Source organism: Streptomyces sp. NPDC107654 (assembly GCF_055639035.1).
The window spans coordinates 665,941-691,848 of the sequence record NZ_JBVKBI010000001.1 but is presented as its reverse complement, the minus strand read 5'-3'; the positions used below and the strand labels follow the sequence as shown (position 1 = coordinate 691,848).

Below are 25,908 nucleotides of genomic sequence, written 5' to 3'. Positions count from 1 at the left end.
GATCTACCGGCCCAAGCGGCATGACGATCACAAGCGCGGCGGCAGACGCAGTTTCACCTGGACCGACTACCGCGACCTGCTCATCGCCGCGCACCAGCAGCTCGGCGCACCCATTGTGCTCGTGTGGGACAACCTCAACGTCCACAAGGACCGCCGACTACGGCAGTTCATCGACACCCACGACTGGATCACCTGCTACTTCCTGCCGGCCTACGCACCAGACCTCAACCCCGTCGAGGGCATCTGGTCACTGCTGCGACGCAGCAGCCAGGCCAACACCGCCTTCACCGACCCCGACCACCTGATGAGCGCCCTCCGACACGGCCTCCGCCAGATCCAGTACCGCAGCAACCTCATCAACGGCTGCCTCACCGAAACCGGACTCACATTGACGACATCACGGCAACAACGTCAGTAGACGCTGACGATCCGGAGCGGCTGCTGCTGAGCACGGCCATCGACAAGCCGACCGCGATGCAGCCGCTGGACAGCCCCGCCAGTGTGGAGCTGATGACGTGTTCGAGCGTCGAAGGCCACGCGTGGCCGTCTTCGTAGGCAAGAACGTAGCCGCCTCGACTCACGGCGTACAGGACGCCCAGCACCGCCCCCGCTGCCGCCACGGCCACTCCGGTGCTCGCCGCCCGGCCACGTTGCCGCATGCCTCGGGCAAGCCTGGTGGCGCGCATTGCCACCTCCGCACCAGCAGCAGCAAAAAAGCACAGATACGTCAGTAGATACGTGCGGACTTCCCTCACCTGCACATCTGCGGTGGACAGGTCCACGCCGAGCCGAGTGGGGTTGGTCCGGTGGAACTGCCAGATCAGCAGACCGATCACCATGGCGACCAGGGCGATACGGCAGGCGACACTCGCGTAGTGCGGCAGTTCCCTGTAGTACTCCCAGTCGATGACGAGGATTTGAAGGCTGACGCAGAAGATCACCGCGGCGATGTCCGAGAGGAGCGTGGACAACTCGGCTACCGTGGCTCTGTCCGTGAAGTCCGCGAGAGCCGGGATCGCAAGCAGCGAGCCGAGGAAGCTACTCACCAGTGCCATGATGCGGGCGGACAGTGCCAGTCGGAACGTCTCGCCGCTGCTTCTTTCCTGCACGAGGCTCCGGCTGATGGCTATTGCGGCACCCACCAGGGTGAGTACCGAGCACAGGCCGAAGATCGGGCCGTCCACGTCAGCGTCCTTCCAAGTCATCCGCTGCCCGGTCAGCGGCTTCTTCCAAGCTCCGGCGGCGCGGACGCCCCTCGCGAGGCTGGTCGACGCCGGGAGGAGGTGGGGGGATCGTCGGGACGACTTCTGGCAGCCCCTCCCGACGACGGATCTCCCGGATCCTTGAGCTGATTTCAAGAATGTCCTGCACCTCAAGACCCTGCATTAAACGCAGAACTTCACGGGCCTCGGGACTTGTTGCGTACATCGTGAGCGCGGTCAGGTCGTCCCACTCGGCTCCGGGGAGGAGGAAGCCGGCCGGCGCGCCGAGGGCTTCAGCCACGGAACTGATTGTGGACATCCGCGGATTGCCACTGGACCCGTTCAAGAGGCTGGTGACCTGGCCGTGGGAGATCGAGGCTCCTTGACCAGTTCGGGTGGCCTCCGAGACGTCTCGCGCACTCGGCGTGTAGCCATCGGGGTCGCGACGCAGCCTGAGCAGGGCGAGCAACTTCGCCGTCAGGCTGAGCGGTTGCTCGCTGTCGTGGGTGTCTGCCATGTCTGTCATCTCTGGCTGTGTCGTATGCTCCCGGCGGCGTGACCGGCCCCTGATCACCGCGCGTAGAGCTCAACACTACATGCAGGTGGCGGGGGTTATAAGGTTTGTCGCACAGTTTCTCGGCGGAGCGTCGACCGGTGAGGCGGCACCGGCTGAGCTCCCATGCGCCTGCCTCCGGGCTGGTGCCCCGAGGAGTCGCTTACAGGGCGGGCGAAGCGGGGCGCACGCCGTGCAACGGGAGGAACCGCATATCCATGTCCGAGGTTGACGAACGCCGGGTCGCCGAGATTGCGAAGGGGGCCCCGCGGGTCCTGCGCGGTGGGGTGAGTCGGTCGACGGGGGACGATGCGCGCAGGGTCGTGGAGGTGATGGCGCTCATGCGGAAGCGGAAGCCGAGTGCGGGAAGCGGCGGGGGTGAGACGTGACGTCTGTGAGGGCAGAGTGCGTCCTCTCCCTCCTCAAGATAGATGACATTTTTGATGAGCTGATGTACGTTCTGATGTGCCGGGTGGATACAGCAGCCGCAGGAACGCACCCGGCAGCGTCGCGCAAGCGGCGTCCTTCCCTGCTCCTCGCCGGGCGGCCGACCCCCCGCGCCCCGCCTGGCGAGGAGTCGGCCGTCCGGTGCGGTCTCAGGGTGCGTGACGGGAGCAAGCCCGCCACTGACCGCTCGGTCGTGGCGGGCTCTCTCGCATCCGCACGCAAAATGAAATCCGGAAAGGCGGGAAATTCCCTTTCTGAATTCCCTTTGAATTAAAAGAGTTCTTCACTTGCTTTGGCGGTATTTGCCATTAAGATATAAGTGCAAGAGCAAATGGAAACACCCCCCTAAAGGGAATTTACGAAAGGCGCGGGTAAATGGCCGACACCAACAAGGTCGCTTTCATCAACATCAAGATCAGCGAGATCGCCCCCAACCCGGAGCAGCCCCGCAAGTTCTTCTCCGACGAGGCGCAGGCGGAGCTGACCGCCAGTATCAAGGAGAACGGCCTCCTTCAGCCGGTCGTCGTCCGGCCGGTCGAGGGTGCCAAGGTTCCCTACATGCTGATCGCGGGCGAGCGGCGCTGGCGCTCCTGCAAGGCGGCCGGCCTGGACGTCATCCCTGCGAAGGTCGTCGAGGGCGCCTCCGAGGAGGAGGCGTACGTGCTCAGCATCGCGGAAAACGTGAACCGCGCCGACATGACCATCATGGAAGAGGCAGGTGCCTACGCCGACCTCAAGGCCGCTGGATGGACGCCGGCGAAGATTGCCAAGCAGTTCGGCAAGACGGAAACTCACATCACCTGGCGGCTGGGCCTGCTCACCCTGCGCCCCGAGGTTGCGGAAATGGTCGACAACGGCCAGATCAAGAACAACCTGGCCTGGCACATCGCTCAGCTCAGCCCGGCCAACCAGATGGTGGCCGCTATGCGGTACGTGCGCGGCGACTTCGACAGTGAGGCCGAGGCGCAGCACTTCGCCAACGGGCTCAAGCTGATGGAGCAGCAGACCTCCCTCACTGGCGAAGAGGCTCCGACAGCCGAGGAGCAGGAGACGCGGAAGAAGGCCAAGGCGAAGGCGAAGGACGGGCTCGGCAAGGCCGAGGAGGTCTTGATCCCGCTGCTGGAGGAGTTGGCCGAGAAGAAGCCCGAGGACCTGGCGGTCATCCTCGGTGACGACCTCAGCCGCCACGTGCGCGTCGTCGGCCGCCTGTACGCCAAGGTGCAGATGGTGCGGAACCTGCTGAGCAAGGCGCAGGGTATCCAGCGGGCCATGGAGGCGGAGTTCAACAAGGCCGCGGTCGAAGTCCAGCAGGAAGCCGCGGCGAAGAAGGCGGAGGCCGAGGCCAAGCCGGAGGCGGCCGAGGCAGAGAAGCCCAAGGCGAAGGAAGCGGCCAAGCCGCGGCCGACGGCGAAGAAGGCGACTGCGAAGACCACCACCGCCAAGCCTGCGGCACCTGCGGCTACGACGGCCAAGGTCCCGGCACCCCGGACGGCGGCCAAGAAGGCCGCAGCCGCGGCGAAGTAGAGCAAGGGGGAGGGGGCTCTCAGTCCGGGCCCCCTCCCCCTTGCTCGCGTGTACGGCCACTCGCCGGGTCCGCAGGGGGCTGCTCCCTGCGGACCCGGTGTCGTTCAGGTCCTCGGCGGCCTGAGCGGGGCGCCGACGACATCCGGGTGCGACGCCGGCGGCGCCGACGGGCGCGCCCGGCCGCTGAGCACAGATGAAAGGACGTTACGTGCTCACTCTGTTCACCAACCGGTTCCAGGCGTTCCAGGCCCCACAGGGGGTGCCGGTGCGCATCACCCTGGGCGCTCCCCGCTTCAAGCTCCCCTATCCCCTCACCCACTCGGTGCGGGAACTCGCGCCGCGTCGCGACTACCTCTCCAGCCCCGAACCCGAGTTCATCGTCGCCTACCGGGCGGACCTCGATCAGCTCGGGCCGGAGCGTATCGCGGCACGGCTGCGGCAGATCGCCCAGGCGGAAGGCGATCACCGTTTGGTTCTGCTCTGCTTCGAGGACCTGGCCAAGCCGGGCCTGTGGTGCCACCGTCGGGTGTTCGCCGCCTGGTGGAAGGACGTCACGGCAGATGACGTGCGGGAACTGTCCCCGGTGGAGGGCGACCCCTACCAGCAGGGCACGTTGATGTGAGCGTTGAAACCGCGCGCGGCAGATAGGTGACATGATTTCAAGGGGCTGCGTGCTCCTTGTGTTAGGTTCCAGCGCAGCGCCCGGCCCGGCACCCCGCCTAGGCCGGGCGTTGTCGTACGTCGGGAGGCGAGAGATGTTCCAGGGCACCATCCCAGGCCCTATGCGCTCCATCGTGCGCGAGACCGCAAGCCTGTGGCCGAGCGGCCCGATGTACGTCCCGTGCTGCGGCAACTTCACCATCGAGCGCAGCGTGGCTGGCATGGGCTTCGCCCTGCACTCCTCCGACGTGTCCATCTACACCAGCGCGGTCGGCAGGTGGCTCACCCACCAGCCGGTCGGCATCCAGCTCCGGGAGGAAAGCCGAGATGAACTCGGCTGGCTCGCCGACTCCTTGGACGACGGAGTCGGCACCGTGGCCACGCTCATGCTCGGCACGCGGTTCCTCGCCAGCGTCGGCCGCGAGGGGCTTTGGCACGAACGGGTGGTGCGCTCCTACCGGGAGCAGTGGAAGACCAAGCACACGGAGACGGTGGAGCGGCTCTCCGGCTCAGATATCGAACTCGCCTCCTACGAGGTCGAAGACGTGCGCTCCTGGCTCCAGAAGGTGCCCAGTGATGCCCCGGTGTGCTCGTTCCCTCCCTTCTACGGCGGCGGCTACGAGAAGCTGTACGAGCCGCTGGAGGCGCACTTCACCTGGGACGCGCCCGACTACGAGCCACTGTCCGATGGCGACGTGGTCAGTATGCTCGGCGCGATCACGGACCGGCCGTACTGGCTGACGGCCTCCAACCACGACGTGCCGGAGCTGCACCGCTACCTGCGCGGTGTGATCAAGGCGACCCCGCGCGCCGCTCCGTTCTACGTGTACGCCAGCGAGGCCAGGACGAGGATCGTCGCGCCGCGCCAGCCGATCGAGCCGGTGAAGGCCCCGCGCCTGTGCCAGGGCGATGCGCTGGTCGGCCCGCTCATCCTGTCGCTGCTGAAGCCGGGCCAGTTCAACGCGCTGCGCTCCCGGTACCTGAACCCGAAGATCGCGCCGGGGGCGGCGAACCTGGCCGTGGCGGTGAAGGATGGCAAGGACCGGGTGCTCGGCGTGTTCGCGATGGCGCCGAGCTCGTACAAGCCGGACGAGGCGTACGTGCTGTCGGACTTCGCGGTCGCGCCGACCGACTACCCGCGGCTGTCGAAGCTGATCGTGCTCGCAGCCACGAGCGCCGAGGCGCAGCTGCTGTGCCAGCGGGCGTTCTCGCGGCGCATCCGGCGGGTGTCCACGACGGCGTTCAGCAACAACCCGGTGTCGATGAAGTACCGCGGGCTGCTGCGGCTGACCAAGCGCGGCCCGTCGAACGAGGACGGCTGGAAGTACCAGCTCCAGTACCAGGGGGCGATGGGCGAGCACACGCTGGCCGGCGCCCTTGAGAAGTGGGCGAAGCGGTGGGGCGTCCCGACGACGAAGACGGGAGTCTGACTATGGAGGAGACCACTCGCCTCGCCCCGCCGCAGATGGTGCAGGGCGATCCGCGCACGCTGACGCTGCTCGACGTCAACGCCAGGTTCCTGCCGCACGAGCAGTTCCGGCAGCTCGTGGCGAACATCCAGCGCGACGGCTGCCTGACCTCGGCGCCGCTGGTGTGGAACGACCGCGAAACGCGGCGGCTTGTGGTGCTGTCGGGTAACCACCGCACGCTTGCCGCGATCGAGGCCGGCCTGTCGCAGATCTGGTGGATGCAGATAGACGAGCCGCTGCCCCGCCAGCGGCAGATCGCGCTGCAGCTGTCGCACAACGCGATCACGGGTCAGGACGATCCGGCGATCCTCAAGGAGCTGTACGACGAGCTGGAGTCGGTGGAGTGGCGGCAGTACACGGGCTTGGATGACAAGGCGCTGGATCTGCTGGAGAAGGTGGACGTCGCCTCCCTGGGCGAGGCGAACCTGGACTTCGCCAGCGTGCAGTTCATGTTCCTGCCCGATGAGCTGGAGCGGGCGGAAGCCGCGTTCGATGCCGCCCGGTCGACGGCTGCGGCGGACCAGCGGTGGCTCGCCGGGCTGGAGCAGTACGAGCCGGTGCTCGATGCGCTGGAGACTTCCCGGGCCGCGTACAAGATCGGCAACAGCGCGACCGCGCTCGGCGTGATCCTCGCGGTGTTCGAGCGGCACCTGGGGGAGCTGGCCGAGGGCTGGTTCGACACGGCCTCTGGGGAGCCGACGCGGGCGGGCACGGCGCCGCTGGAGACGGTCTTCGGGGTGCGGGAGGTGCCGGTGGAGACGGCGGCCGTGGCGCGGGCGGCCATCGACCGGATGGTGCAGGACGGCACCGTGCCGGCCGACGAGCCGTGGAGGGCGCTGGAAGTCCTGGCCACGCAGAACAAATAGTCGGCCGTCGGCCAGGAGGTGAGCGGTGGCCGAGGGCACCGTGGAGTCCTGGGAGCGGCAGAGCGGGGAGTCGGTCCAGGCGTTCGAGGCGTTCGCCGTGTACCGAGATCTCGGCCCGGCACGCAGTGTCACGAAGGTGGCACGGGAGTTGGATAAATCCCGCGCGCTGGTGGGCCGCTGGTCGCGGCAATTCGCGTGGGTGGTGCGTGCTGCCGCGTATGACCGGGAGCAGGACCGGTTGTTCCTCGCGGAGCAGGCGCAGGCGCGGCGTGATCTGGCGCGTCGGCACGCGAAGTTGGCGCAGGCCGTGCAGAGCAAGGCGGTGGCCCGCCTTCAGATGCTCGACCCGCGGGAGCTGTCGCCGTCTGAGCTGCTGCGGTACATCCAGGTTGCGGCTGAGATCGAGCGGCGAGCCGTGGGTGAGGCACCGGAAGCCGGGGCAGTCGAGGATCGGCACCAGGGCGCGGATGTGGCTGCGCTGTCGGATGAGGAGCGCCGGGCCCGGATGGATCAGCTGCGCCGGGAGCTGGAGCGCCGGTTGTCGGAGGACGCGCAGTGAGCCGGGGCTGGGCCAAGCGCCGCATGGTTGAGGGGTTCGCGGACCCGTCGGTGATGAGCGAGGAGCAGATCCGGGCCGAGGTGGCTGCGCTGATCCGCGCGGATGAGTTGTCGGCGCGACGGTGGGCGTGCGAGGTCCCGGACTGTGACGGGCTGCCCCATGCGGGATGGCTGCACCACCATGCGCGTGCAGCGCAGCGTCAGCCGGTGTGGCTGTGGACGGTGTGGATGCTGCTCACCGGCCGTGGCTGGGGGAAGTCGCGGACGGCGGCGGAGACGGTGAGGCAGTGGGCGGAGACGCCGGGATTGCAGATCGCGGTGGTGGCCAAGAACGCGACGCTGGTGCGGGACATCTGCTTTGAGTCCCCCAAGAGCGGGCTGCTGTCAGTATTTCCGCCGGAGGAGGTGGCGAAGTACAACTCCAGCCTGGGCGAGACGACGCTCCGGTTGACGAACGGCACGCTGATCCGCGGGTTCGGTGCGGAGACGCCGGACAACCTGCGGGGCTGGGCGTTCGACAAGGCTTGGTGTGACGAGTACGCGGCCTGGTCACGGCACACGGCCCAGGAGGTCTACGACATGCTGTGGTTCTGCCTGCGTGAGGCGGACACCCCCCAGGTGGTGATCTCCACGACGCCGAAGCCGCTCCCGCACGTCAAGCGGCTCGTCGAGCGCGGCCGGGTCCAGGAGAAGGCGCACCGTGAGGGTGGGGCGCCGCCTCGGGTGGTGCTGACGCGCGGGCACATGCGGGAGAACGACGCGAACCTGTCGGCGGCGGCGCGCGAGGAGCTGGAGCAGGAGTACGCCGGCACCCGGCTGGGGCGGCAGGAGCTGTCCGGGGAGCTGCTCGAGGACGTGGAGGGCGCGCTGTGGAAGGGGTGGATGCTGGAGGTCGAGGGCTTCCGTTCCCGGCCTGAGCATCTGCCGGACCTCCAGCGGGTGGTGGTCGCGGTCGACCCGGCGACGAAGTCGCACGAGAACGCGGACATGACCGCGTTCACGGTTGCGGGGCGTGGGTTCCCGGTGGAGACGATGTTCGGGGACGACCGGCCCGGCGGGTATCTGCTGCACTGTGAGCAGGACCGGTACACGCCGACGCAGGCGATGAAGAGGGCCGCCGAGCTGTACCACGCGCACCGGGCGGACTGCGTGGTCATCGAGGCGAACAACGGCGGCGACTACCTGCCGGCGCTGCTGGAGCAGGTGGACCCGACGGTGAACTGGCGAATCGTTCACGCCACGCGGGGGAAGCGGGCGCGGGCGGCCCCGGCGGCGCAGCTGTATGAGCAGGCCCGGGTGCATCACGTGGGCTCCGCTCGGGTGTTCGCGGAGCTGGAGGAGCAGATGACGACGTTCGTCGGACAGGGGGAGACGGAGGATTCGCCGGACTTGCTGGACTCGGCGGTGTGGGCGCTGTGGGATCTGTTCCTTGACCCCACCATGCCGCCTCCGCATGCGAGGAACGATCAGAGACTGACTGGACGTCGGTGAAGGGGGCTGGGGATGGCAAGATCCCTTATGGGGGGAGAACGGCACCCATCGCCCCTTGGGAGAGCATGAATGGGATTTCGGTGCAATGCGGTGATCTGCGGCGACCGTACCATCCATTTAGGTGATGCAAATATAGCTGGCCACCACGAAGAGAGCGGCGACAGCATTGGACAACGCCCCAGCGACAGCTACAGGGGAGTAGTGTCCTACCTTCCATCGAGATTTAAAATATCTCTCGGGATCTGGATCCCAAGACAACATCCTGTTGAATCCCAACAGCCCTGCGATCGCATTCCGGCCCTGGCACGCCGGCGGGCTGCGAGTTCACGGATGGCATGGACCTGACGTGAGCGGCACAAGGGTGAGTTGACGGTGACGGAAGTGGAGACGACGACTGTGCGGGTCCGCCAGTTCAGAGGTGCTTGATGCCCTTGCCGAGATCGCCGGATCCTCTCTCCCGATTCAGACGCCGCCCACCGTGTAGGTGCCGCTCCGCTCCCGCAGGATGGGCCTGCAGGGGTGCCGTTACGCTGATCACCGGCGCGGGGCCGTCAACGGGAGGGAACTGTTCCCGATGGGCCTGCGCCAATTCGTGATCGACGCCTGGTCGTGGCTGAATTTCAAGCCGGTGATGGTGGACGCTGGGCGTCCGGGCAGCCGTGCGTTTCCGGAGCTGGCCAAGACATGGGTGCCCCCGCACGAGTTGCGAAGGCTGGCCGCGTACAAGGTGCTCGCGTCGTACGACAACAACCAGGCCGGGCAGCTCGCGGCGGCCGGGGGTGATGCGAGCGCGCTGGAGCGGCGGGAGCTGGGCGACGCGGCGAAGCTGGTGGACACCGCACTTGGTTACCTTCTCGGCTCGGAGCAGAAGGTCGTGGTCGAGGGTGCGGAGCACGCCGACGAGGAGACGCCGACGACTGGTGCGGTGGAGGCCGCAGTGGTGCAGGACCGGCTGCGGAAGTGGGCGGACAAGGAACTTCTGACGTTCCGGATCCAGCAGGCGGAGCGGGCGGCGGTGCTGCTCGGGGACAGCGTGATGGTGCTGGCCTGGAACCCGGACAAGCAGCGGCCGACGCTGCGGGTCTACGATCCGGGGTTCTTCTTCCCGCAGTGGGATGACGAGGACGAGGACTTTCCGAGCCGTGTTCACCTGGCGTGGGACCTGCCGGCGGACGACGACGCCGGGCTGAAGGCCCGGGTGCGTAGGGTGACGTACGAGCTGGGGCCGATTGCCGGGGACGGCGAGGATGACGGAGGCGCGGGCAGCACTGCGGCAATGTGCACGTACCCGTGGGAGCCGGGACGGGCGTCGAACGTGACGTGCTATCTGACGGACGCGGAGTGGCTGCTGGAGGACCTGAAGAACGGCGAGACCCTGGATCGGCTGCCGATGGACAAGGCGAGCTTCCGGGTGCGGCCGGACGGCACGGAGTTGAACCGGCTCGATCTGATGATCGACTTCGTGCCGGTGGTGCACCTCGCGAACACGATCCCGGACGGCGGGGAGCACTGGGGGCGTTCGGTACTCGCGCGGGTTCTGCAGGCGCTCGACGAGCTCGCGGCCACCGACTCTGACAGCTCGGCGGCGTCGGCGACGACGGGCACGCCGATCATCGGGCTCGCCGGAGCGCGGCTGCCGGTGGACCGGGCCACGGGCAAGCCGCAGGAGCTTCAGGTGAAGGCCGGTGCGGTGTGGCAACTCGGGGAGACGGGGCGGATGGATGCCTTGGACACGTCTCCGCAGTTGGCTGAGTTGCGGGCGCGGGTTGATCACCTGCTGGAGCGGATCGCGGCGAACAGCCGGGTGACGGCGGCCGGGCTCGGGACGCTGGACGCCACGGAGGTGCCGTCGGGGTATGCGCTGAAGCTGGCGCTGGGACCGCTGGATGCGCTAGTCGGCATGATGCGGCTCGCGCGCGAGCACAAGTACCGGCTGTTGTTCAAGATGGTGCAGCGGCTGTACCAGGCTGGGCGAGCGGAGGGCTGGACGGCCGGGGAGACGCTGCCGGCGCGGCTGGCGTGGGCGCCGCATACCCCGACGGACCGTGCCGCTGTGCTGGAGGAGGTCGTCACGGCATACGGGGCCGGCGTGCTGTCGCTGGAGACGGCTGTGACGATGCTGTTGGAGGCCGGGTACCCGATCAAGGACGCATCGCAGGAGGTGGCCCGCATCCGGGCGAAGGCGGAGCAGGAGGCCGCGGTGCGGATGGCGGAGGCGGCTGCTCGGCGCGGGCGCGACGAGGACGACGGGGACCAGGAGTCGAACGACGGGGACGGACCTGCCGCTGCCGGGAAGCCGGTGGGCACGGAGGGCGAGCGGGAGCCGGTGGCGGCAGATCGGTGAGGCAGCGCGCCTGCGGATGGATGTTCTTGGTCTGTCGGCGGCGGTGGCTACACTGATCGGCAGCGCGGGGGCGCGCTCTGGAGGAAATGTATGGTCCGGCCCCTGCCGTCTCGCCGTCCTGTCGGCTTCCGCCGTGACGGGCGGCCGATCTACCCGATCCTCGGTGCCTCGGCAGAGGACGAGACGAACGACCAGCTCGACGACACCGCAGATGGCGGCCAGGAGCAGCAGGTCACGGTCACCCAGGACCGGTTGGAAAAGTTGCTCACCCGGGAGAAGGCCTAGGGCGAACGGGTCGCGATCAAGCGGCTGTTGTCCACGCTCGGATTCGACTCCCCGAAGGCGCTGACCGAGTTCGTTACCGCGCAGCGGGAGGCGGAGCGGGCCGCGCTGTCGGAGGTGGAACGCCGGGAACAGATGGCGGCCGAAAGGGAGTTGCAGGCTGTTCGTCGGGAGGGGCTGGCGGCCGAGCGGGAGCGGGCGGCGCTTCGGCGGGCTGCTCTGGTGACGCTCGGCGCGGAGGGCGAGGACCTGGCGGACGCGGAGCGCCTGCTGGCTGTGGACGACGAGGACGCGGATGAGGCACAGATCCAGGCGGCGGCCGAGGCCCTGCAGGCGCGCCGTCCGGAGCTGTTCGGTGAGTTCCGTAAGCTGGTGCCGGCGGCTCCTGCGGGTGCACCGGCCGGGCGCGGCCCGACCCGTACGGCGCCGGTGTCCAAGCCTGGTGCGGCCGGGCTAGAGATGGCCAAGCGCCGTGGCGTGATAGCCGAGTTCAGCGACTCCGCTGCCCGGTAGTCCCGGGCCCGGAACGTGGGGGACCACGCCCCCTGAACTTCGTGGACGGCATCGCCTCCGTGGGCGGTGTGCGGATTCTCGACCGCAGCGTCCATGGAGACACCCATATGACCATCCAGCCCGTCTCGAAGTCCGAGTACACGACCGCCAACCGTGAGTGGCTGGCGTCCCTGCACGGCACCGACTCGACGGACACGATCACCCTCGACCTGAATCTGTTCTGCGAGGGCACACACTACGTCTGCGGCGACGGCTGCGAGCCGTACGGCCGGGTGCTGTCCGGTGTGCCGGTCGGCAGGGTCGCCGAGTCCGGCCTGTACGGGCCGTACGACCCGGAGGCGGTCTGTGGCCGCCAGATCCTGCGCGGGTTCATCGTCGCCGAGGCCCCGTTCGCTCCGGGGCAGACCCGTGTTCCAGCCGCGCTGCTGTGGCACGGCGCGGTGAAGGCGTCGAAGGTGCCGGGCGGCATCGACGTGTCCCAGCTCGTGTGGCACCCGCGTGCCGCGCAGATCCGCTTCGTGTGAGCGGGGGTGTGAACTGTGACGATTCAGGACCTGCTCAAGGACGTTTCGGTGATGGACCTGACGGCGTTCGCCAGGGCGATCCCGTCCCCGAAGGACTTCCTCCTCACCCAGACCGTCTTCCCGACGGTGGAGATGCGGGAGGTGAAGTGGCGTACGAAGGACTCCGGCCGGTACGTCAACGTCGCCAAGTACCGGGCGTTCAACGCGTCGGTGCCGTTCGCGACCCGTGAGGCGTGGCAGACGTCCCGCGAGGGTGCGCTGCCCGCGGTGGGGCAGAAGCTCGTCGTCTCCGAGCAGGAGCAGATCCTGCTGGAGGCGTCGCATGGCTCGGACCAGGACCGGCTGATCGAGCTGCTGTACGACGACGTGGAACGTCACGTGGAGGCGATCCGGCCCCGGCTGGAGCTGGCGGCCGGCGATGTGCTCGCGGACGGGAAGTTCTCGCTGGTGCAGGAGAACGGCCTGACGCTGGAGGTGGACTGGAACGTTCCCGCCGAGAACATGCCGGTCGCCGCGCGGCCGTGGTCGGACCCGGCCTCCGACCCGATCGCTGACGAGCTGCGGTGGATCCAGCACCTGGACGACATCGGCGCTCCCGAACCGGAGTTGGTGATCACCTCGCGGAAGGCGTTCAGCTACCTGGCGGCGAACAACGCCTACAGGGCGGCGTACTACGGCAGCGTGAACCCGTCGACCACGCCGACGGCCACGCTCACGCCGCAGCAGATCAACGTGGTGCGTGGCAACTACAACCTGCCGCCGATCCAGTTCTACAAGGCGCAGGTGCGGGTGGACGGCAAGCCCCGCAAGGTGCTGCCCGAGGACCTGTGGATTCTTGTCCCGCCGGAGCGGGAGAAGTGGGCGCAGACGATGTACGGGGTCACGGCGGAGGCGCTGGTGCTGTCCCGTGGTACGAACCCGGAGATCATCCGGGAGGACGCGCCGGGCCTGATCATCACCCGAGGCGTTCAGGATGACCCGGTCCAAATCTGGACCAAGGGCGCCGCTGTCGGAATGCCGGTGATGCACACCCCGGATGCGCACATCGTGGCGAAGGTGCTCTGATGCAGGTGCGCCGACTGATCGCCGCCGTGTACGTGAAGGACCCGACGACCCACGAGGACCTGGTCCTGCTGCCGGGCGAGAGCCCGGCGCCGGAGATCGCCGCGCTGGTGACGAACCCGGACGCCTGGGATGGGCCGATGCCGGAGGACGCTGAGACAGAGCCGATCGCTGTTGGTGAGCCGGATCCGACTGCGGGCGGTGCCGAGCCGGATTCTGGGCAGGGCGATGCCAGCAGGGGCGGCACGAAGAAGCCGCCGTCGCGGCGGACACGCTCGTCCTCCGCGTAATACGCTCACGCGTACGGCACGGAGCCAGCTTCCCCCGTCTGGCTTCGTGCCGTACCTCATGTTGGGGATGTGAACCAGGTGGACGATTTTCAGCGGTCCTGGCTGCTCGCCCAGCTCGGCCCGGACAGCGACCCCACCGACCTGGAGCGCCGGTTCTTCCGGCTGCGCTCGGTGCGGGCGGTCGCACTTGAGGTCCTGGGCGAGCGGCGGGCCAAGCTCCTCGCTGACCCCCTGAAGGTCACCGTTGACGGCGTGGTGACCATGGACCTGCAGGAGAACCTGCGCGGCATCGAGCGCCAGATTGAAGTCGTACGGCAGGTACCTGCGCCCGACGAACCGTCAGGGGACGGAGAGCAGGCGAGCGAGGATCTGGCTATGGCTTGGCTTGTGCCGGCCCGTCGTTACAGATAGTGCCTGCCCTCGAAGCGCCCCCTGCAGGCCGCAGGAGCAGGTGCCCCTGCGGCCTGCCTCAGGGCTCTACAGCCAAGGCCAGTGGCCCCAACTCACCACTCCAAGTACCAGGGATGCACCGGTTGCACCTGCCAGAATCGCGGGCGAGACGTACACCGCGAAGACGGTGCGGCCGCCGATCAGCAGTTGTACGTTTGCTCGCCGTACGGACGAGGAGGTCGACGGTGGGGCCTCCGGAACCCATGGGCCGCCTGCGGGGCTCTCCCCGGGTGACTGCTGGCCGGGACCTGTGTCATGGTGTGTACTCACCAGTTGTCCTTTCGCATGAGCACGGCCGCCGTCTCCCTGGCCGGCAAACCTGAAGAAGACGGTGGCACGCGACACTCGGTCCCCCCGAAGCTCGAGAGGACACAAAAGGGCCCCACCAGACCTTAGGCATGGTGGGGCCCTCATTGATGAAGCGACCGTAGCGAAAGGCCCAGGATCATGGCAAGTTGACCCAGGACCTGCCGTGGCTTCGTATAACCTGCCCTCTTCCCCGCAGAGTTGGTCGTAGCGAGTGCTGACCTGCATACCGATGCACCTGGGCGTCAGCGATCTTAAAGGTCCGGAAGAAGCTCGGTCGGTCGCTCGACCACGCCGCCGTAGGAGCCCATCGATGGGCCGCTCAGGCGGCTGCTTGCTTCCGGCGTCGAAGTACAGCGAGCACAGCGATGGCGGCGAGGGTCATCCACGCCTTGCCAAGAATCTGGCCGAAAAGGTATTCGAAGGAGCCGAAAGCGAGCTTGAGGAAGAGCAGGCTGTCCGCGAGAAGGCCCACCGCGTTCGAGGCGAGCATCGCGGTCAGCAGGCCCCGCTTCCGGAGCGGCTCGTAGACGACGAAGTCCATCGTCTCGGCCACCGCGAAGGCGGCAGCTGAGGCGCCAGCCAGCGCCGGATCAGCAAGGAAGTACGACAGGATGGTGCCGACGGCTATGGCCGCGAGAACAGCACCACGGCCAGCGGACTCACGGGCGAGGTCCCGAAGTACCAAGGCGAGTCCCACCATGTAGACGCCGGCAGGGGCGGCGTAGCCGAAGCCGACGGGGACGGCTCCGAAGTGGGTGACGGCGAGGTTGGCCGCAGGGATGGTGGCGACATAAGCGACGAGGGTCGCGACACCGGCAGGGGCGGGGACGTTCACGGTCTTCTTTCTGTCTCGGTGATGTGGTCGTTGCGCCGGTACCACGCCGCGGACGGACAGCGAGGTGAGCGCCCAGACAGTACAGCCCAAGCCACTGACACTGGTACCGGACCCAGATGTCGAGACTCTGGCTGGGATTGAGTGCACTGCCAGGGACATATGCGCGTGAGGGCCACCGGGAAGGCGCCTGCGGCATGACGAGACCGGTTAGGTCATTGCAGGTCGCTGGGCACGCCGATCCCGGCGATGAGGCACAAACCGAATCGTTCTTTGCAGCACGTTCACGAGCCCGCTCTCGCGGCAAGGCTCCGATTCGGTCAATCTGGGCGGCACGTTGCACCCCACAGGGTCGTCCCTTCCGCGGGTTTCATCCTCGTTGGTCCCGTGTGTCGCCTCGGTGACGCGTCACTAGCAACGCATCTCTACTCCACCTTCGAATCTATATGCGATTTTCCGTACTGCACCGTCGACCGTGTTGTCAGTGGGTGCCCCTATCCTCATGTCACTCGTTAAATCAGCAGGTGGGGGGCGAGCAGAAGGATGTCTTCGGGCTTCGCAGTCGGGCACCTTGTCACGTTCACGGGAGCGCCCGGCATCGGCCGAGTCGGGGCCGTGGACGGAGGCACTCTCCGCGTCGACTTCTTCGAGTCTGTCGCCGAGCCGCAAGTCGAGTCACGCACGGTGCTGGCAACTGCATGCCGACGGGCTGTCCTCAAGCGGGAGACCCGTGTTTTCTGCCACGACCCGAACACAGGTGCCTGGCTGGCTGGACGCGTACAGATGGCAGACGGAGACGTGTACTTCGTCCACTTCCCCAACACGAACTCCGAGTCTCGAGTCCCAGAGACCTGGCTTCGCGTCCGGTGGGACAAACCCGTGCGCGACCCACTCCAGGTACTGGTCTCGGGGGGCAACGAGTCTGGCTACTACCACAACACCCGGCTCCCGCTGCTTCACAACCTCATCGGCCAGCGGGCAGCCTGCGCTAGCACACCCGCCCTGCTGTCGTCGGCAGTGGAGATCTACCCTCACCAGGTAGACGCCGCTCTGACCGTCCTCTCCGATCCGGTCCAGCGGTATCTCCTCGCAGATGAAGTCGGCCTAGGGAAGACCATCCAGGCTGGTTACGTCATCCGACAGACCTTGATTGATAACCCTCGCGGCAGGATCACGGTCATCACGCCGGAGATCTTGCGACGCCAGTGGGCAACCGAGATGCGCGAGAAGTTCTTCATCGACGACTTCGTGGACGCTCGCGTGCGGTTCACATCCCACGAGACGCCGGTGAAATGGGCCTCCTACCACGACAGTGAACTCGTCGTCGTGGACGAGGCGCACGAACTGGTCCACGGTGTGGACGACACCGACCCCCGGTACCGCGAGCTTTGTGCGCTGGCCCACGCCGCACCGAAGCTCCTCCTCCTGTCGGCCACACCTATTACGGCGGGGCCGACAGCCCAACTGGCACTTCTGCACCTCCTCGACCGTGATCTCTACAGCTGGGAAAGCCAGCAGGCTTTCGAGCAGCGCCATGAGATGCGTGAGAAGCTCGCAGACCGGGTCTCCGGCCTCGACGAAAAGCTCCCGGATGTTCTGCCCTCCGCAATCGATCGCATCAGGGAAGTCATCCCCAAAGACCCGCTCTTCGAGGACCTGGCTCCCCGAATCCTTGCGCTCCTCGACGAGTACGACGAGCTCGCTGACCCAGCGGATGCGCCTGAACTGGCTCTGCGCGTCGAGGCGCTCCGATCTCACATCAGCGAGACGTACCGACTCGACCGCAGGGTGATTCGTCACCGTCGGGCCCGTATCCTGCGCGACAACGAAGACTCCGACCTCATCCCCTACGCAGTACGCGGCCGCGCTCTCCCTCGGCTCATTGGCGACGGGACGCTGCACTCCATTGCCGCGGAGACTCTGCGGAGCTGGCAGCGTGAAACGTGGGACCGCCTGCTTGACGAGAACCTCGATGATCAGCAGCCCGGGTATGGCCTCGCCCTGGGGATCTTCACCTCGCGGCTCGGCGGCCCGTCGAACGACTTCCTTGACGCAATGCGGTGGCGTGTACACCAAGACGCGCGGGCAGCAGACCGTGCTGGCCTGACAACCCAGGAGCGCGGTCTGCTGGCCGGCCCGCCCCTGCTGACGCACGAGGCGACTCTCCTGGAGCGTCTCGAGGCGAAGCTCGAACACGACGTTCTCAAGGAAGAAACGGACGAACTCGCTGCCGCCCTTCTACCGATCATCTCCCGTGGCGGAAGAACCGCAATCTTCGCAGGAGCCGGGTCACTCGCCTCGGCTCTGGCTCAAGACCTGCACAGTCATCTCCCCAACGTGCTCATCGCTGAGCACACCCGCCAGGCTGGCTCCGACAAGTCACACGAGGCTGTAGAGGACTGGCGGAAGCCCTACCCGAAGAACCCTCGGGCCGCGCGGAGGGCTGGGAAGCCGCCTCGCGTCCTCGTTATGGATGACTCGGCTGACGATGGCCTCAACCTGCAGAGCGCAGACATCGCGGTGCACCTGCGCCTTCCCTGGTCACCAAACCGCCTCGAGCAGCGGCTCGGTCGCATCGACCGATACCCCGACTTCGAGGAGACAGGGCAGGATCCTGCCACTCAGTTCGTCCTGGCCGAGACCGAGGAGTTCACCGGAGCCTGGCATGCTCTGCTGAGCGACGGCTATCAGATCTTCGCAGACTCGGTGTCCACCTTGCAGGACGCCATCGCACAGGATCTTTCCGGCGTGTGGTCCACCGCGCTCGCGGAAGGGCCGGACGGACTGGCCAACTCGGCGTCGCGGATCGCGGCTCAGCTGAAGGACGCGCAGGCTGCCATCGCGAAGTTCGAACGGGTTGAGTCCGTCCACGAGTCCTCTACCTATCAGTCAGACGTTGGCGCTGAGATCGCAAAGTTTGAGCAGCGGCGGCGCAAGATCGAGAACGCCCTGCTCAACTACGCCGGCGACGGATCCTCCGGCATCAAGCTGCCGCACTGGACCCGCTCGGTAAACGGCTGTATCCGGCACAAGTTCAACCTCGATGCTCAGCCTCTGGTCTCGCCGCACCTCTACAAGACGTTGAGCGCCAAGGTGCCACGCGAAGCTGCTGAAGGCGCGTTCTTCAGGGCCGACGCGCTGCGCGCCCCGGGCACGCGGCTGTTTCGGATGGGTAACCCGATGGTCGACATGTTGGCTTCGGTGATCTACACCGATGACCGCGGCCAGGCCACAGCCTTCTGGCGGCTCGACCCCAGCCATCACGGAGAACTGGAGCCGTACTTCGGCTTCGACTTCATAGCGGAAGCCGATATCAGCAGTGCCGAGCAGTTGGTCGGTGACGCGGAGAAGGCGCGCTTCGCGCTGCGGCGACAGGCGGACCGGATCCTTCCTCCCTTCGCTCTCAAGGTGTGGGTCGCCGCAGGAAGCACGAAAGCCATAACCGACGAGCAGACCCTGGCATGGCTGGAGAGGCCCTACGACAACAGCAAGGACCACAACTACAACTCGAAGCAGATTCGCGAGCTGACCGATCTCTTTGGCGGCTGGGACTACTACGCGACTACTGCGAGGGCGGCTAACACCGTGGCCCTTGGAGAACTTGCGCGTGTAACGGACCTCTCGGCCCAGTGCGCTCGTGCGCAGGATTCCGCTCGCCGTCGTCTCGCCGTGGCCGCGGCCCAAGCACAGTCTCGTCGGGCTGCCGGACACCTCTTGGGAGATACCGAGAGCTACTGGACGGACGTGGCCGTCGCGGATGCCCTGGTCGAAGGTTTGACTCAGCCGACGGTGCGACTCGTCGCGGCCACGTGCATCGTGAAGAGCGCGTACCGGAGGGTCCAGCATGACTCGTGACCCAAGCGGCACTGACCTCCGTAGCGCCGGTCTAGGGATCGACAGCTGGACCGGAGCCGACGAAATGCTTCGTGCCTGGCCGTCGGTCCCGCCCATGAATGACAGCCAGGGAACGCTGCGGCGACTCAGGGACGCCCTCGCCAGCCTGGACAACGGATTGTCCGATTGGAGGGATATCGCGGCCCTCCTCCGCCAAGTCCTGCTCGAGGCTCAGGCGCGCGGCAACAACAGAGGCCTCGTCGTTCCGAATCATCCGCTGCTGCCTTCCCGAGAGCAGTGGTCCCAAGTGCATTGCGACGCAATGCCGCATGAGCGGGGCTTGTATGTCACGGCGAAGCTCTGGCACCCTCCTGTAGCTGAGAGTGACGCGGCAGCAGTAGCTCGCGAAGACCTGCGGCAGGTTTATCTCGGGAAAGAGTCAGAGCATCAGCGCCGCCTTGAGCCCTACCCGGCGGATCCTTTCTGGACGGCGGCTCTCGGGATGAAGCACGATCGGTACTTGTCGATCGGGCAGAGGCAGGCTGCGCGGGCGGTTGCGCTCGCGCAGCCAGGCAGCACCGTGATCCTCTGCTTGCCCACGGGCCACGGCAAGACGGCAGTTGTTCAGGCGCCTGCACTTCTTGCAAGCCGAAGCGCCGGCGTCTCGGTAGTAGTGGTCCCCACGGTCGTTCTCGCCCTTGACATGGAGCGCCGCACCCGTCCCCTCGTGGAAGCACATGGACGGCCCAGCCCTACAGGTCGCTACGCGTATGTCGGTGGCTTGCCAGAGGACGTCAAGCGACAGATCCGCGACGATATCCGCACGGGACAGCAGCGCATCGTGTTCACCTCACCCGAGGCGCTCGTCTCAAGTCTGCGCAAGCCACTCGAAGACGCGGCAGAGGCTGGTCTGTTCAAGTACTTCGTCATTGACGAAGCTCACCTCGTGGAGCAGTGGGGCAACGGCTTTCGTCCAGAGTTCCAGACGATGTCCAGCCATCGCCGTACCTGGCTGAGCAAGGCTCGTGACGGACTGGCCCCGGTCACTGTCGCCATGAGTGCCACCCTGACCACACAACAGGTCGGCACGCTCGAAGGTCTTTTCTCCGGACCCGAAGAAGCTCAGATCGTCTGGGCTTCCCAACTGCGTCACGAACCTACCTACTACGTCTGCGCATCTGAGACGTCACAAAGTCGACGGAATTCGATTCTCGAGGCCGTTTCTCTCTTGCCCAAGCCCATGGCCTTGTATGTCTCCACGGTGAAGGACGCAAATGAGTGGGTGAACCTTCTTCGGGCTGCTGGGATTCGCCGTGTGACTCAGGTGACCGGCACCTCGAGCGACCAAGACCGTCGGGATGCCGTTGAGGGCTGGGGAGGGAAATCCACCGAGAATGACAGTAGGACCCCCACTCGCTACGACCTCGTAGTAGGCACCTCAGCATTCGGGTTGGGTGTCGATCTACCTGACGTTCGAACCGTGCTGCACGCCTGTCTACCCGAAACCGTCGACCGGTACTACCAAGAGATCGGTCGAGGTGGACGTGACGGAACTCCTTCTCTCGCCTACATGGTGACGGCACCCGGAGACCGTGGCATTGCTGAGACCCTCGGCAGCGAGCCAGTCATCACCTCCGAAAAGGCGCGCAAGCGTTGGGACGCCATGTTCCGACGAGAACAGCAACTCGACGGTCACCGTTACCGACTCGACCTTGACTCCCGTCCCAGCCATGTCAGCGAAGAATCCGAAGCCAACAGATCATGGAATGTACGTGTCCTGAACCTCATGGTCCGCGCCAAGCTGATCGACCTCCACGTACCTCAACCACCGAAGCGCGAAGAGGGAGAACCTGAATCCGTCTGGGAGGCGCGCGCAGAGGAGTTCAGGAAACGTGTGGGGGCCCAGGCTGAAGTCACGATCAAGGACCCCCAGGTCAACACTATTGAGCATTTTACATCCCGCGTCGAGGGAGAACGTAAGAAGCTCTTGGAAGACCAGAAGAAGTCGCTCGTGGGTCTTGAAGAGGCACTCGGCGGAGGCCAGTGCATCGGTGACGTACTCGGGGAGTACTATCGCCTGCGCCGAGGACGAGGATCCCTCCCCACTCGTATCACCTGCCGTGGCTGCCCGAACTGCAGAGCAGCCGGGCACCCAGACACCTCTGGCTTCTATCGACTCGCTGGTGAGCCCCGGCCGTCACTGCGGTTCCCCGTGCCTCCTGCCAACGATCCCCTGGCCCGATACCGTGACGGCTTGTCGTGCTTGAGTTTGTGGTGGGAGAACGAGGAAGAGCAACGCCTCTACGTTCCCCGCCTTCTCGAACGACTGGTCCGGCGAGGCATGACCATCGTCGGCGGCCCAGGTGTCACGGCACGCTGCAGAGCGGTACTACATAAGGCAGCACGGACCCACTCCGTCGTGCTCGACGAGGATGCAGAGTTGCTGACGTCATGGGCTGGCCCTGTGCTGTGGGTGCTAGACGACTCGCCCTCACTGGACTACGACACAGCCGCACGATTCAGTTCGGAGGATGTCACGTATCTCCTCCACCCACGCCACACTCGCCACCCAGACCGGACGAATGACCCACTGATCGATATCCACCGCGCCAAGCTTCCGGTCTTCCGCGCCTTGGAGGAACTCTAATGACGCTTCTTAACGTAAGCGCGGCACTGCCCTCTCAAGCATGGGCGGTCGTACGGCTGCTCGCCTACCTAGAAGAGGCCGTGCCCTTGGAGGAGGCGCGTTCGCTGCTTTCCCCGCCTTCGATCCGTGGTGAAAAGACACAGGATAAGCCGCCCTTTGATAAGGCAATCAGCACCTTGGAAGAGTTGGGTCTCATTCGGGCCGAGGGAGGAGATCAGCAACTCTCCCTGGCTGGCCCAGCCACTTCCCTCGATGGGCAGGACGTATCCGCGTTCGCCGGCGTCCTCCGTCATGCTGTGCTCGACCCTGCTAGGAACACATCGCTCGGCGACTCACCTGACCAGACCGGACCTCGCGATCTCACCCGGGCTCTGGCCTGGCTGCTCACATTTGATCCAACAGTTCCGATGGACTGGCGTCGGGTGCAGAACGAGCAGAGAGACGCCTTGCGCCCAGAGGCGGGCCCCGTGTTCTCCAATCCCACTCGGTGGCTCCGGTTCAACTACTGGGCGCCGACTCTGGGTCTCGCAGCGGCGCCCCTCTTCCAGATCGAGGACGGCAACGCAAACCGGCTCGTTCCTGATTGCACTATCGCAGTGAGGCAAACCCTCGCTGAACTGCAGCAAATCGACTTGAGGATGAATGCGGTGGAGGTCCTGCGCATCCTCCGCGAGCGGATTCCTGTGCTGCCCGGTGGCGCGCACTCACGCGCCGTGGGACTCCGTTCACCAGGCGACACAGAAGCTGGTGCAGCACTCTCGTTCGCACTATTGCGAGGCGAAGACGAGAAGTGGCTGCGGTTGGAGCACGAGGACGACGCACAGCACGTACTCCAGGTACACGACCCGGACAGGTCATCCGCGCGACCGGTCAGCGCCATCACCATCCTGGAGGCCGTCAATGGCTGATTTCCGCGAACTCTGCTGGGACCCGGCGACCGCAGCCGCCACGATCAACACCGAGGCCATCAGCCCACACCGGTCCGTCTTCCTTGCCACACACGCGCCACTGCGGATCAAGCGCGCCTCGGTCTCGGAGGACAAGCAGATTCAGCCCATTGGCGATCTGATCGATGAGCAGTCGGTAGTCAACGACTTCCTCACGAAGCAGTCCGACTCAGGCGCTCTCCTCATGTTGGTGCTCGGAGACTCTGGGTCTGGGAAGTCGCACCTCATCCGGTGGGTACGCGAGAAGATTCCCGAGTTCCTGCCCAACTCAGACGCCCACGAGGTCATCTACCTCGAACGCTCTATGACCAGCCTCAAAGCGGTAGTCAAGGCACTGATCGCCAAGGCAGGCAGCAGTGAGCTGGCACAACTCAAGGGCGATATCGACAGGTTCACTTCCGACATTGACAAGGAATCGCTGAGCCGGCGAATTCTCAATGAACTGAGCGAACTCGTCTCTGCGACACCGCGGCAGGAGCTCCCTAGGGATGGAAGGGTACTTGCTGGCCCTGGCAGGCTCGCAGCAATGCTGCATGACCCGTTCATTCGGCAGCACATGCTGTCGGAAGGGAAGTTTGTTCCCCGGCTCGCGGCTCAACTCCTCAAGGATCGTCGTAGCGGGCAGGACGAGCGCCCTGAAAGCTTCACCGTCGACGACTTGCCGACGGACGTTGACTACGACAACGCTGCTTCGGATATGGTCGCCCGACTGCTTAACCAAATCGCCACGCAAGACTACCTTCAAGTTGCTGCCGTAGACCTGCTCAACAGGCACCTGGAGGCCGCCGTCAAAAACGCGGCTAATCTCGGTGCGGGGCGTCTCCTGGACGCCATGATGCAGGTGCGTAAGGAGTATCACCGCCTCGGGAAGGAAATTATTCTCCTCATCGAGGACTTTGCCCTAATCCAGGGTGTACAACAAGACCTTCTGGACGCAGTAATCGAGGCATCCAATCGGGACGGAATCACGTCTCTCGCCCCAATTCGCACGCTAATGGCCGTCACCCCAGGTTACCTGGCCCAAATTCCGGAGACGGCGCTGACCCGCATCCGGGCCACCGCAGGATACGTCTACAACCTCGATGTTCCGTTCAGTGAGACAGACACCGGAAGTCAGGAAATCTCCTCGTTCGTCGGGCGCTATCTCAACGCTGCCCGCGTGGGCCGCACTGCTCTGGAACAAGCACGCGACGGCGAGACACCTAACGCGTGCGAAGGATGCTCTCTCCAGGAACGCTGCCACGAGGCCTTCGGTGCCACGCCGCAAGGCTACGGCCTGTTCCCTTTCAACGCTCCCGCGCTCGTCAGAGCCGTTCATTCAAAGGCTGACCCAACGAAACCATGGTCCTTCGTCCCTCGGACCGTCCTCGGCAGCGTCGTACGACCAGTACTGATTGATCACGCCGAACCCATCCGGCGAGGAGAATTCCCCGACGCTGAATTTCGACACCGATTCACGAGAGCTGACATCGACAAGGAATTGAGTCGCGATGTCCACGCTTTCATTGACGACCATGACCACGTCGACCCCGAACGCCGAAAGACCCTCCTGCTGTTCTGGGGAGACGCCCCCGAGGACGCCAACGAACTCGACGAAACAATCCTGGAAGCATTCTCCCTGCCATCCCTGGACGGGAAATCACGCAGGATCCCGGCAGCGGCGCCTGCGACCTCTACACAGGGTCGAGGCGCCGAGGATCAACGAGATGAGCCTGGGCCGCCCGGACCCGGTTCCAGCACAGATAACATCCCCCGCTCCCTGAAGCGGAAACTGGAGACGGTCAAGGTCTGGCTCACCAAGGAAGAGGTCCTCGACAACACCACAGCACTTAGCGTCCGCTCTATCATTGCGACGGCCGTGCTCCAGCGATACCGCTGGGAATCGCCTCTGATGCATGAGCAGACCAAGAAGGTGATGGATAAGGCCTGGCCCAATAATGCAACCGTGGTTTCAGTGACTGGCGCTGATGAGCGCCTGGCCGGCGCCGCCGCCGCACCCATCCGCTTCGGGCGCACAGCGAAGGACAGCTACTTCTTCGAGAGCTTGCTGTGTGCAGAGGCCGGCAGGGGGCAGGTGAGAAGCCAGGACATCCGGCGCCTCGCTGCTTGCGCTGATCAATACGGAGCAGCCCTTACCTCACGCGTTCAGCGTCACCTAGAGATCGCCGACGAGCAATTGGTACTCGGGCTACGCGCTTCCCTGCTCGGAGCGATGCTCGCCGGCCAGGCGCACCCGGGGATGGAAACCACCGCTCTACTCACCGCTGTTCTGGACGAAGGCCAGGGATGGGAGCGGGGAGACGTCGGGTTGCGGACGAAGCAGTGGAATGACGTCTTGAAGCGTCACCTCGATGCACGTCCTGATCTCATTGAGCGGTTGAGGGAGGCTGTTGGTGTCGCTCAGGGCGTGACCGGCGCGGTGAGGATGATTGACGCTGCCCGGATGCTTCCGCTCCTCAAGCAGGCGGCGGCTCAGTGGGAATGGACGGTCGACGGGACGCAGGTTCCCTCTTGGGTGCAGAAGGCGGTGACGGGATTTGCCGCGCTGCCGACCCTGGTGGATGACCAACTCGCCCAACTTGAGGAACGGCTGGGTCAGGTCCGACGCCGTCACTCTCGTGGCACCAACAGTGCACACACCCTCTCGGCAATTGAGGGCGCTCTCACCGCAGCGAAGGAGGTTGGCGGGTTGATGCCCCTCGGAGTTGATCAGACACTCCGTTTCGAGGCACTCCTTGAGCAGGGCAAGCAGGCCGAATGGAGCACGGTCTCAGCACTCGAGGACGACATTGCCCGGGCATCAGACGACAGCAGGACTGACCGCGCCAGACAGGCCGCCCGCATCGCTGCTGCAGCGCAGGATCGGGGCACAGCCATCCAGGACATCCACCTCCTGCTCTCCGAGAGCGAATCATGGCTGGAGGCTGCGCTGAGAAGGGCTGAGGCGCGAGCGGGCACCACCGCAGTGGACAGTGTCTCGCTCGCTATGCAAACCGTCCTCGGCGAATGGAGTGAGGTAGCAGAACTGGCCTCCGGTGCGCCGAAGTCGATCGAGGATCCTGTCGTGCAGGAGGGAGAGAGCGAGTGACGCAAAGACCCGTGTA

21 protein-coding genes are annotated in these 25,908 nt (G+C 65.7%); 18 read left to right on the top strand and 3 right to left on the bottom strand.

The genetic code is table 11. The features are described from left to right. Nucleotides 1-418 (top strand): transposase (locus tag ACZ7N4_RS03130; RefSeq protein WP_471353112.1); only part of this gene is annotated, 418 nt, incomplete at its 5' end. On the opposite strand, the gene ACZ7N4_RS03125 is transcribed toward ACZ7N4_RS03130, so the two are convergent. After that, nucleotides 384-1,184, bottom strand: a complete 801-nt coding sequence (locus tag ACZ7N4_RS03125; RefSeq protein WP_471353110.1) for a hypothetical protein — start codon at nt 1,182-1,184, stop codon at nt 384-386. The two genes, ACZ7N4_RS03130 and ACZ7N4_RS03125, sit on opposite strands and share 35 nt — an antisense overlap. A gap of 1 nt (nt 1,185) precedes the next feature. After that, nucleotides 1,186-1,719: a hypothetical protein gene (locus ACZ7N4_RS03120; protein ID WP_471353108.1), complete on the bottom strand. Its 534-nt coding sequence runs from the start codon at nt 1,717-1,719 to the stop codon at nt 1,186-1,188. Nucleotides 1,720-2,577: 858 nt separating this feature from the next. Between ACZ7N4_RS03120 and ACZ7N4_RS03115 the strand changes: the two genes are divergently transcribed. From ACZ7N4_RS03115 to ACZ7N4_RS03055, 13 genes are all read left to right on the top strand, one after another. Continuing rightward, the gene (locus ACZ7N4_RS03115) at nt 2,578-3,726 is read left to right on the top strand and encodes a ParB/RepB/Spo0J family partition protein (protein WP_467394222.1); all 1,149 of its coding nucleotides are present in this window, start codon (nt 2,578-2,580) and stop codon (nt 3,724-3,726) included. A gap of 208 nt (nt 3,727-3,934) precedes the next feature. Further along, the gene (locus ACZ7N4_RS03110) at nt 3,935-4,348 is read left to right on the top strand and encodes a DUF488 family protein (RefSeq protein WP_471353106.1); all 414 of its coding nucleotides are present in this window, start codon (nt 3,935-3,937) and stop codon (nt 4,346-4,348) included. A 31-nt stretch (nt 4,349-4,379) separates the two neighbouring features. Further along, the gene (locus ACZ7N4_RS03105; RefSeq protein WP_471353104.1) at nt 4,380-5,816 is read left to right on the top strand and encodes a putative antirestriction adenine methyltransferase; all 1,437 of its coding nucleotides are present in this window, start codon (nt 4,380-4,382) and stop codon (nt 5,814-5,816) included. A gap of 2 nt (nt 5,817-5,818) precedes the next feature. Next, nucleotides 5,819-6,721 carry a ParB N-terminal domain-containing protein gene (locus ACZ7N4_RS03100; protein WP_471353101.1) on the top strand — a complete coding sequence of 301 codons (903 nt, stop codon included), beginning with the start codon at nt 5,819-5,821 and terminating at the stop codon, nt 6,719-6,721. Between the two features lie 25 nt (nt 6,722-6,746). Then, nucleotides 6,747-7,280: a hypothetical protein gene (locus tag ACZ7N4_RS03095; RefSeq protein WP_467394214.1), complete on the top strand. Its 534-nt coding sequence runs from the start codon at nt 6,747-6,749 to the stop codon at nt 7,278-7,280. After that, a complete protein-coding gene (locus ACZ7N4_RS03090; RefSeq protein ID WP_467394212.1) occupies nt 7,277-8,770 on the top strand; it encodes a terminase large subunit domain-containing protein in 1,494 nt (497 codons plus the stop codon). The genes ACZ7N4_RS03095 and ACZ7N4_RS03090 overlap by 4 nt, the downstream gene beginning before the upstream one ends. A 574-nt stretch (nt 8,771-9,344) precedes the next feature. Beyond that, complete coding sequence (locus ACZ7N4_RS03085) at nt 9,345-11,114, top strand: hypothetical protein (RefSeq protein ID WP_471353098.1); 1,770 nt, start codon at nt 9,345-9,347, stop codon at nt 11,112-11,114. Between the two features lie 90 nt (nt 11,115-11,204). Beyond that, nucleotides 11,205-11,399, top strand: coding sequence for a hypothetical protein (locus ACZ7N4_RS03080; RefSeq protein WP_471353097.1), 195 nt, complete (start codon nt 11,205-11,207; stop codon nt 11,397-11,399). Between the two features lie 27 nt (nt 11,400-11,426). Beyond that, a complete protein-coding gene (locus ACZ7N4_RS03075) occupies nt 11,427-11,909 on the top strand; it encodes a hypothetical protein (protein ID WP_471353095.1) in 483 nt (160 codons plus the stop codon). A gap of 107 nt (nt 11,910-12,016) precedes the next feature. Next, a complete protein-coding gene (locus ACZ7N4_RS03070) occupies nt 12,017-12,433 on the top strand; it encodes a head decoration protein (RefSeq protein ID WP_470532524.1) in 417 nt (138 codons plus the stop codon). A 15-nt stretch (nt 12,434-12,448) separates the two neighbouring features. Beyond that, nucleotides 12,449-13,498 (top strand): major capsid protein, encoded by a 1,050-nt coding sequence (locus ACZ7N4_RS03065; protein ID WP_471353093.1) that lies wholly within the window; start codon nt 12,449-12,451, stop codon nt 13,496-13,498. Then, nucleotides 13,498-13,785 carry a hypothetical protein gene (locus ACZ7N4_RS03060; RefSeq protein ID WP_471353091.1) on the top strand — a complete coding sequence of 96 codons (288 nt, stop codon included), beginning with the start codon at nt 13,498-13,500 and terminating at the stop codon, nt 13,783-13,785. The genes ACZ7N4_RS03065 and ACZ7N4_RS03060 overlap by 1 nt, the downstream gene beginning before the upstream one ends. A 69-nt stretch (nt 13,786-13,854) precedes the next feature. Beyond that, nucleotides 13,855-14,196, top strand: a complete 342-nt coding sequence (locus ACZ7N4_RS03055) for a hypothetical protein (protein ID WP_467394197.1) — start codon at nt 13,855-13,857, stop codon at nt 14,194-14,196. A gap of 667 nt (nt 14,197-14,863) precedes the next feature. Here the strand turns inward: ACZ7N4_RS03055 and ACZ7N4_RS03050 are convergent. Further along, the gene (locus ACZ7N4_RS03050) at nt 14,864-15,379 is read right to left on the bottom strand and encodes a VUT family protein (protein ID WP_471353089.1); all 516 of its coding nucleotides are present in this window, start codon (nt 15,377-15,379) and stop codon (nt 14,864-14,866) included. A gap of 540 nt (nt 15,380-15,919) precedes the next feature. On the opposite strand from ACZ7N4_RS03050, the gene dpdE reads away from it, so the two are divergent. From dpdE to dpdH, 4 genes are read left to right on the top strand one after another with little or no spacing between them, the layout of a single operon-like run. Next, nucleotides 15,920-19,231: a protein DpdE gene (gene dpdE / locus ACZ7N4_RS03045; RefSeq protein WP_471353087.1), complete on the top strand. Its 3,312-nt coding sequence runs from the start codon at nt 15,920-15,922 to the stop codon at nt 19,229-19,231. Next, on the top strand, nt 19,221-21,857 hold the full coding sequence (dpdF, locus tag ACZ7N4_RS03040) for a protein DpdF (RefSeq protein ID WP_471353086.1): 2,637 nt from the start codon (nt 19,221-19,223) through the stop codon (nt 21,855-21,857). Before dpdE ends, dpdF begins: the two co-directional genes overlap by 11 nt. Continuing rightward, nucleotides 21,857-22,765 carry a protein DpdG gene (gene dpdG / locus ACZ7N4_RS03035; RefSeq protein ID WP_471353084.1) on the top strand — a complete coding sequence of 303 codons (909 nt, stop codon included), beginning with the start codon at nt 21,857-21,859 and terminating at the stop codon, nt 22,763-22,765. Before dpdF ends, dpdG begins: the two co-directional genes overlap by 1 nt. Continuing rightward, the gene (dpdH, locus tag ACZ7N4_RS03030) at nt 22,758-25,892 is read left to right on the top strand and encodes a protein DpdH (protein WP_471353082.1); all 3,135 of its coding nucleotides are present in this window, start codon (nt 22,758-22,760) and stop codon (nt 25,890-25,892) included. Before dpdG ends, dpdH begins: the two co-directional genes overlap by 8 nt. Nucleotides 25,893-25,908: the final 16 nt, after the last annotated feature.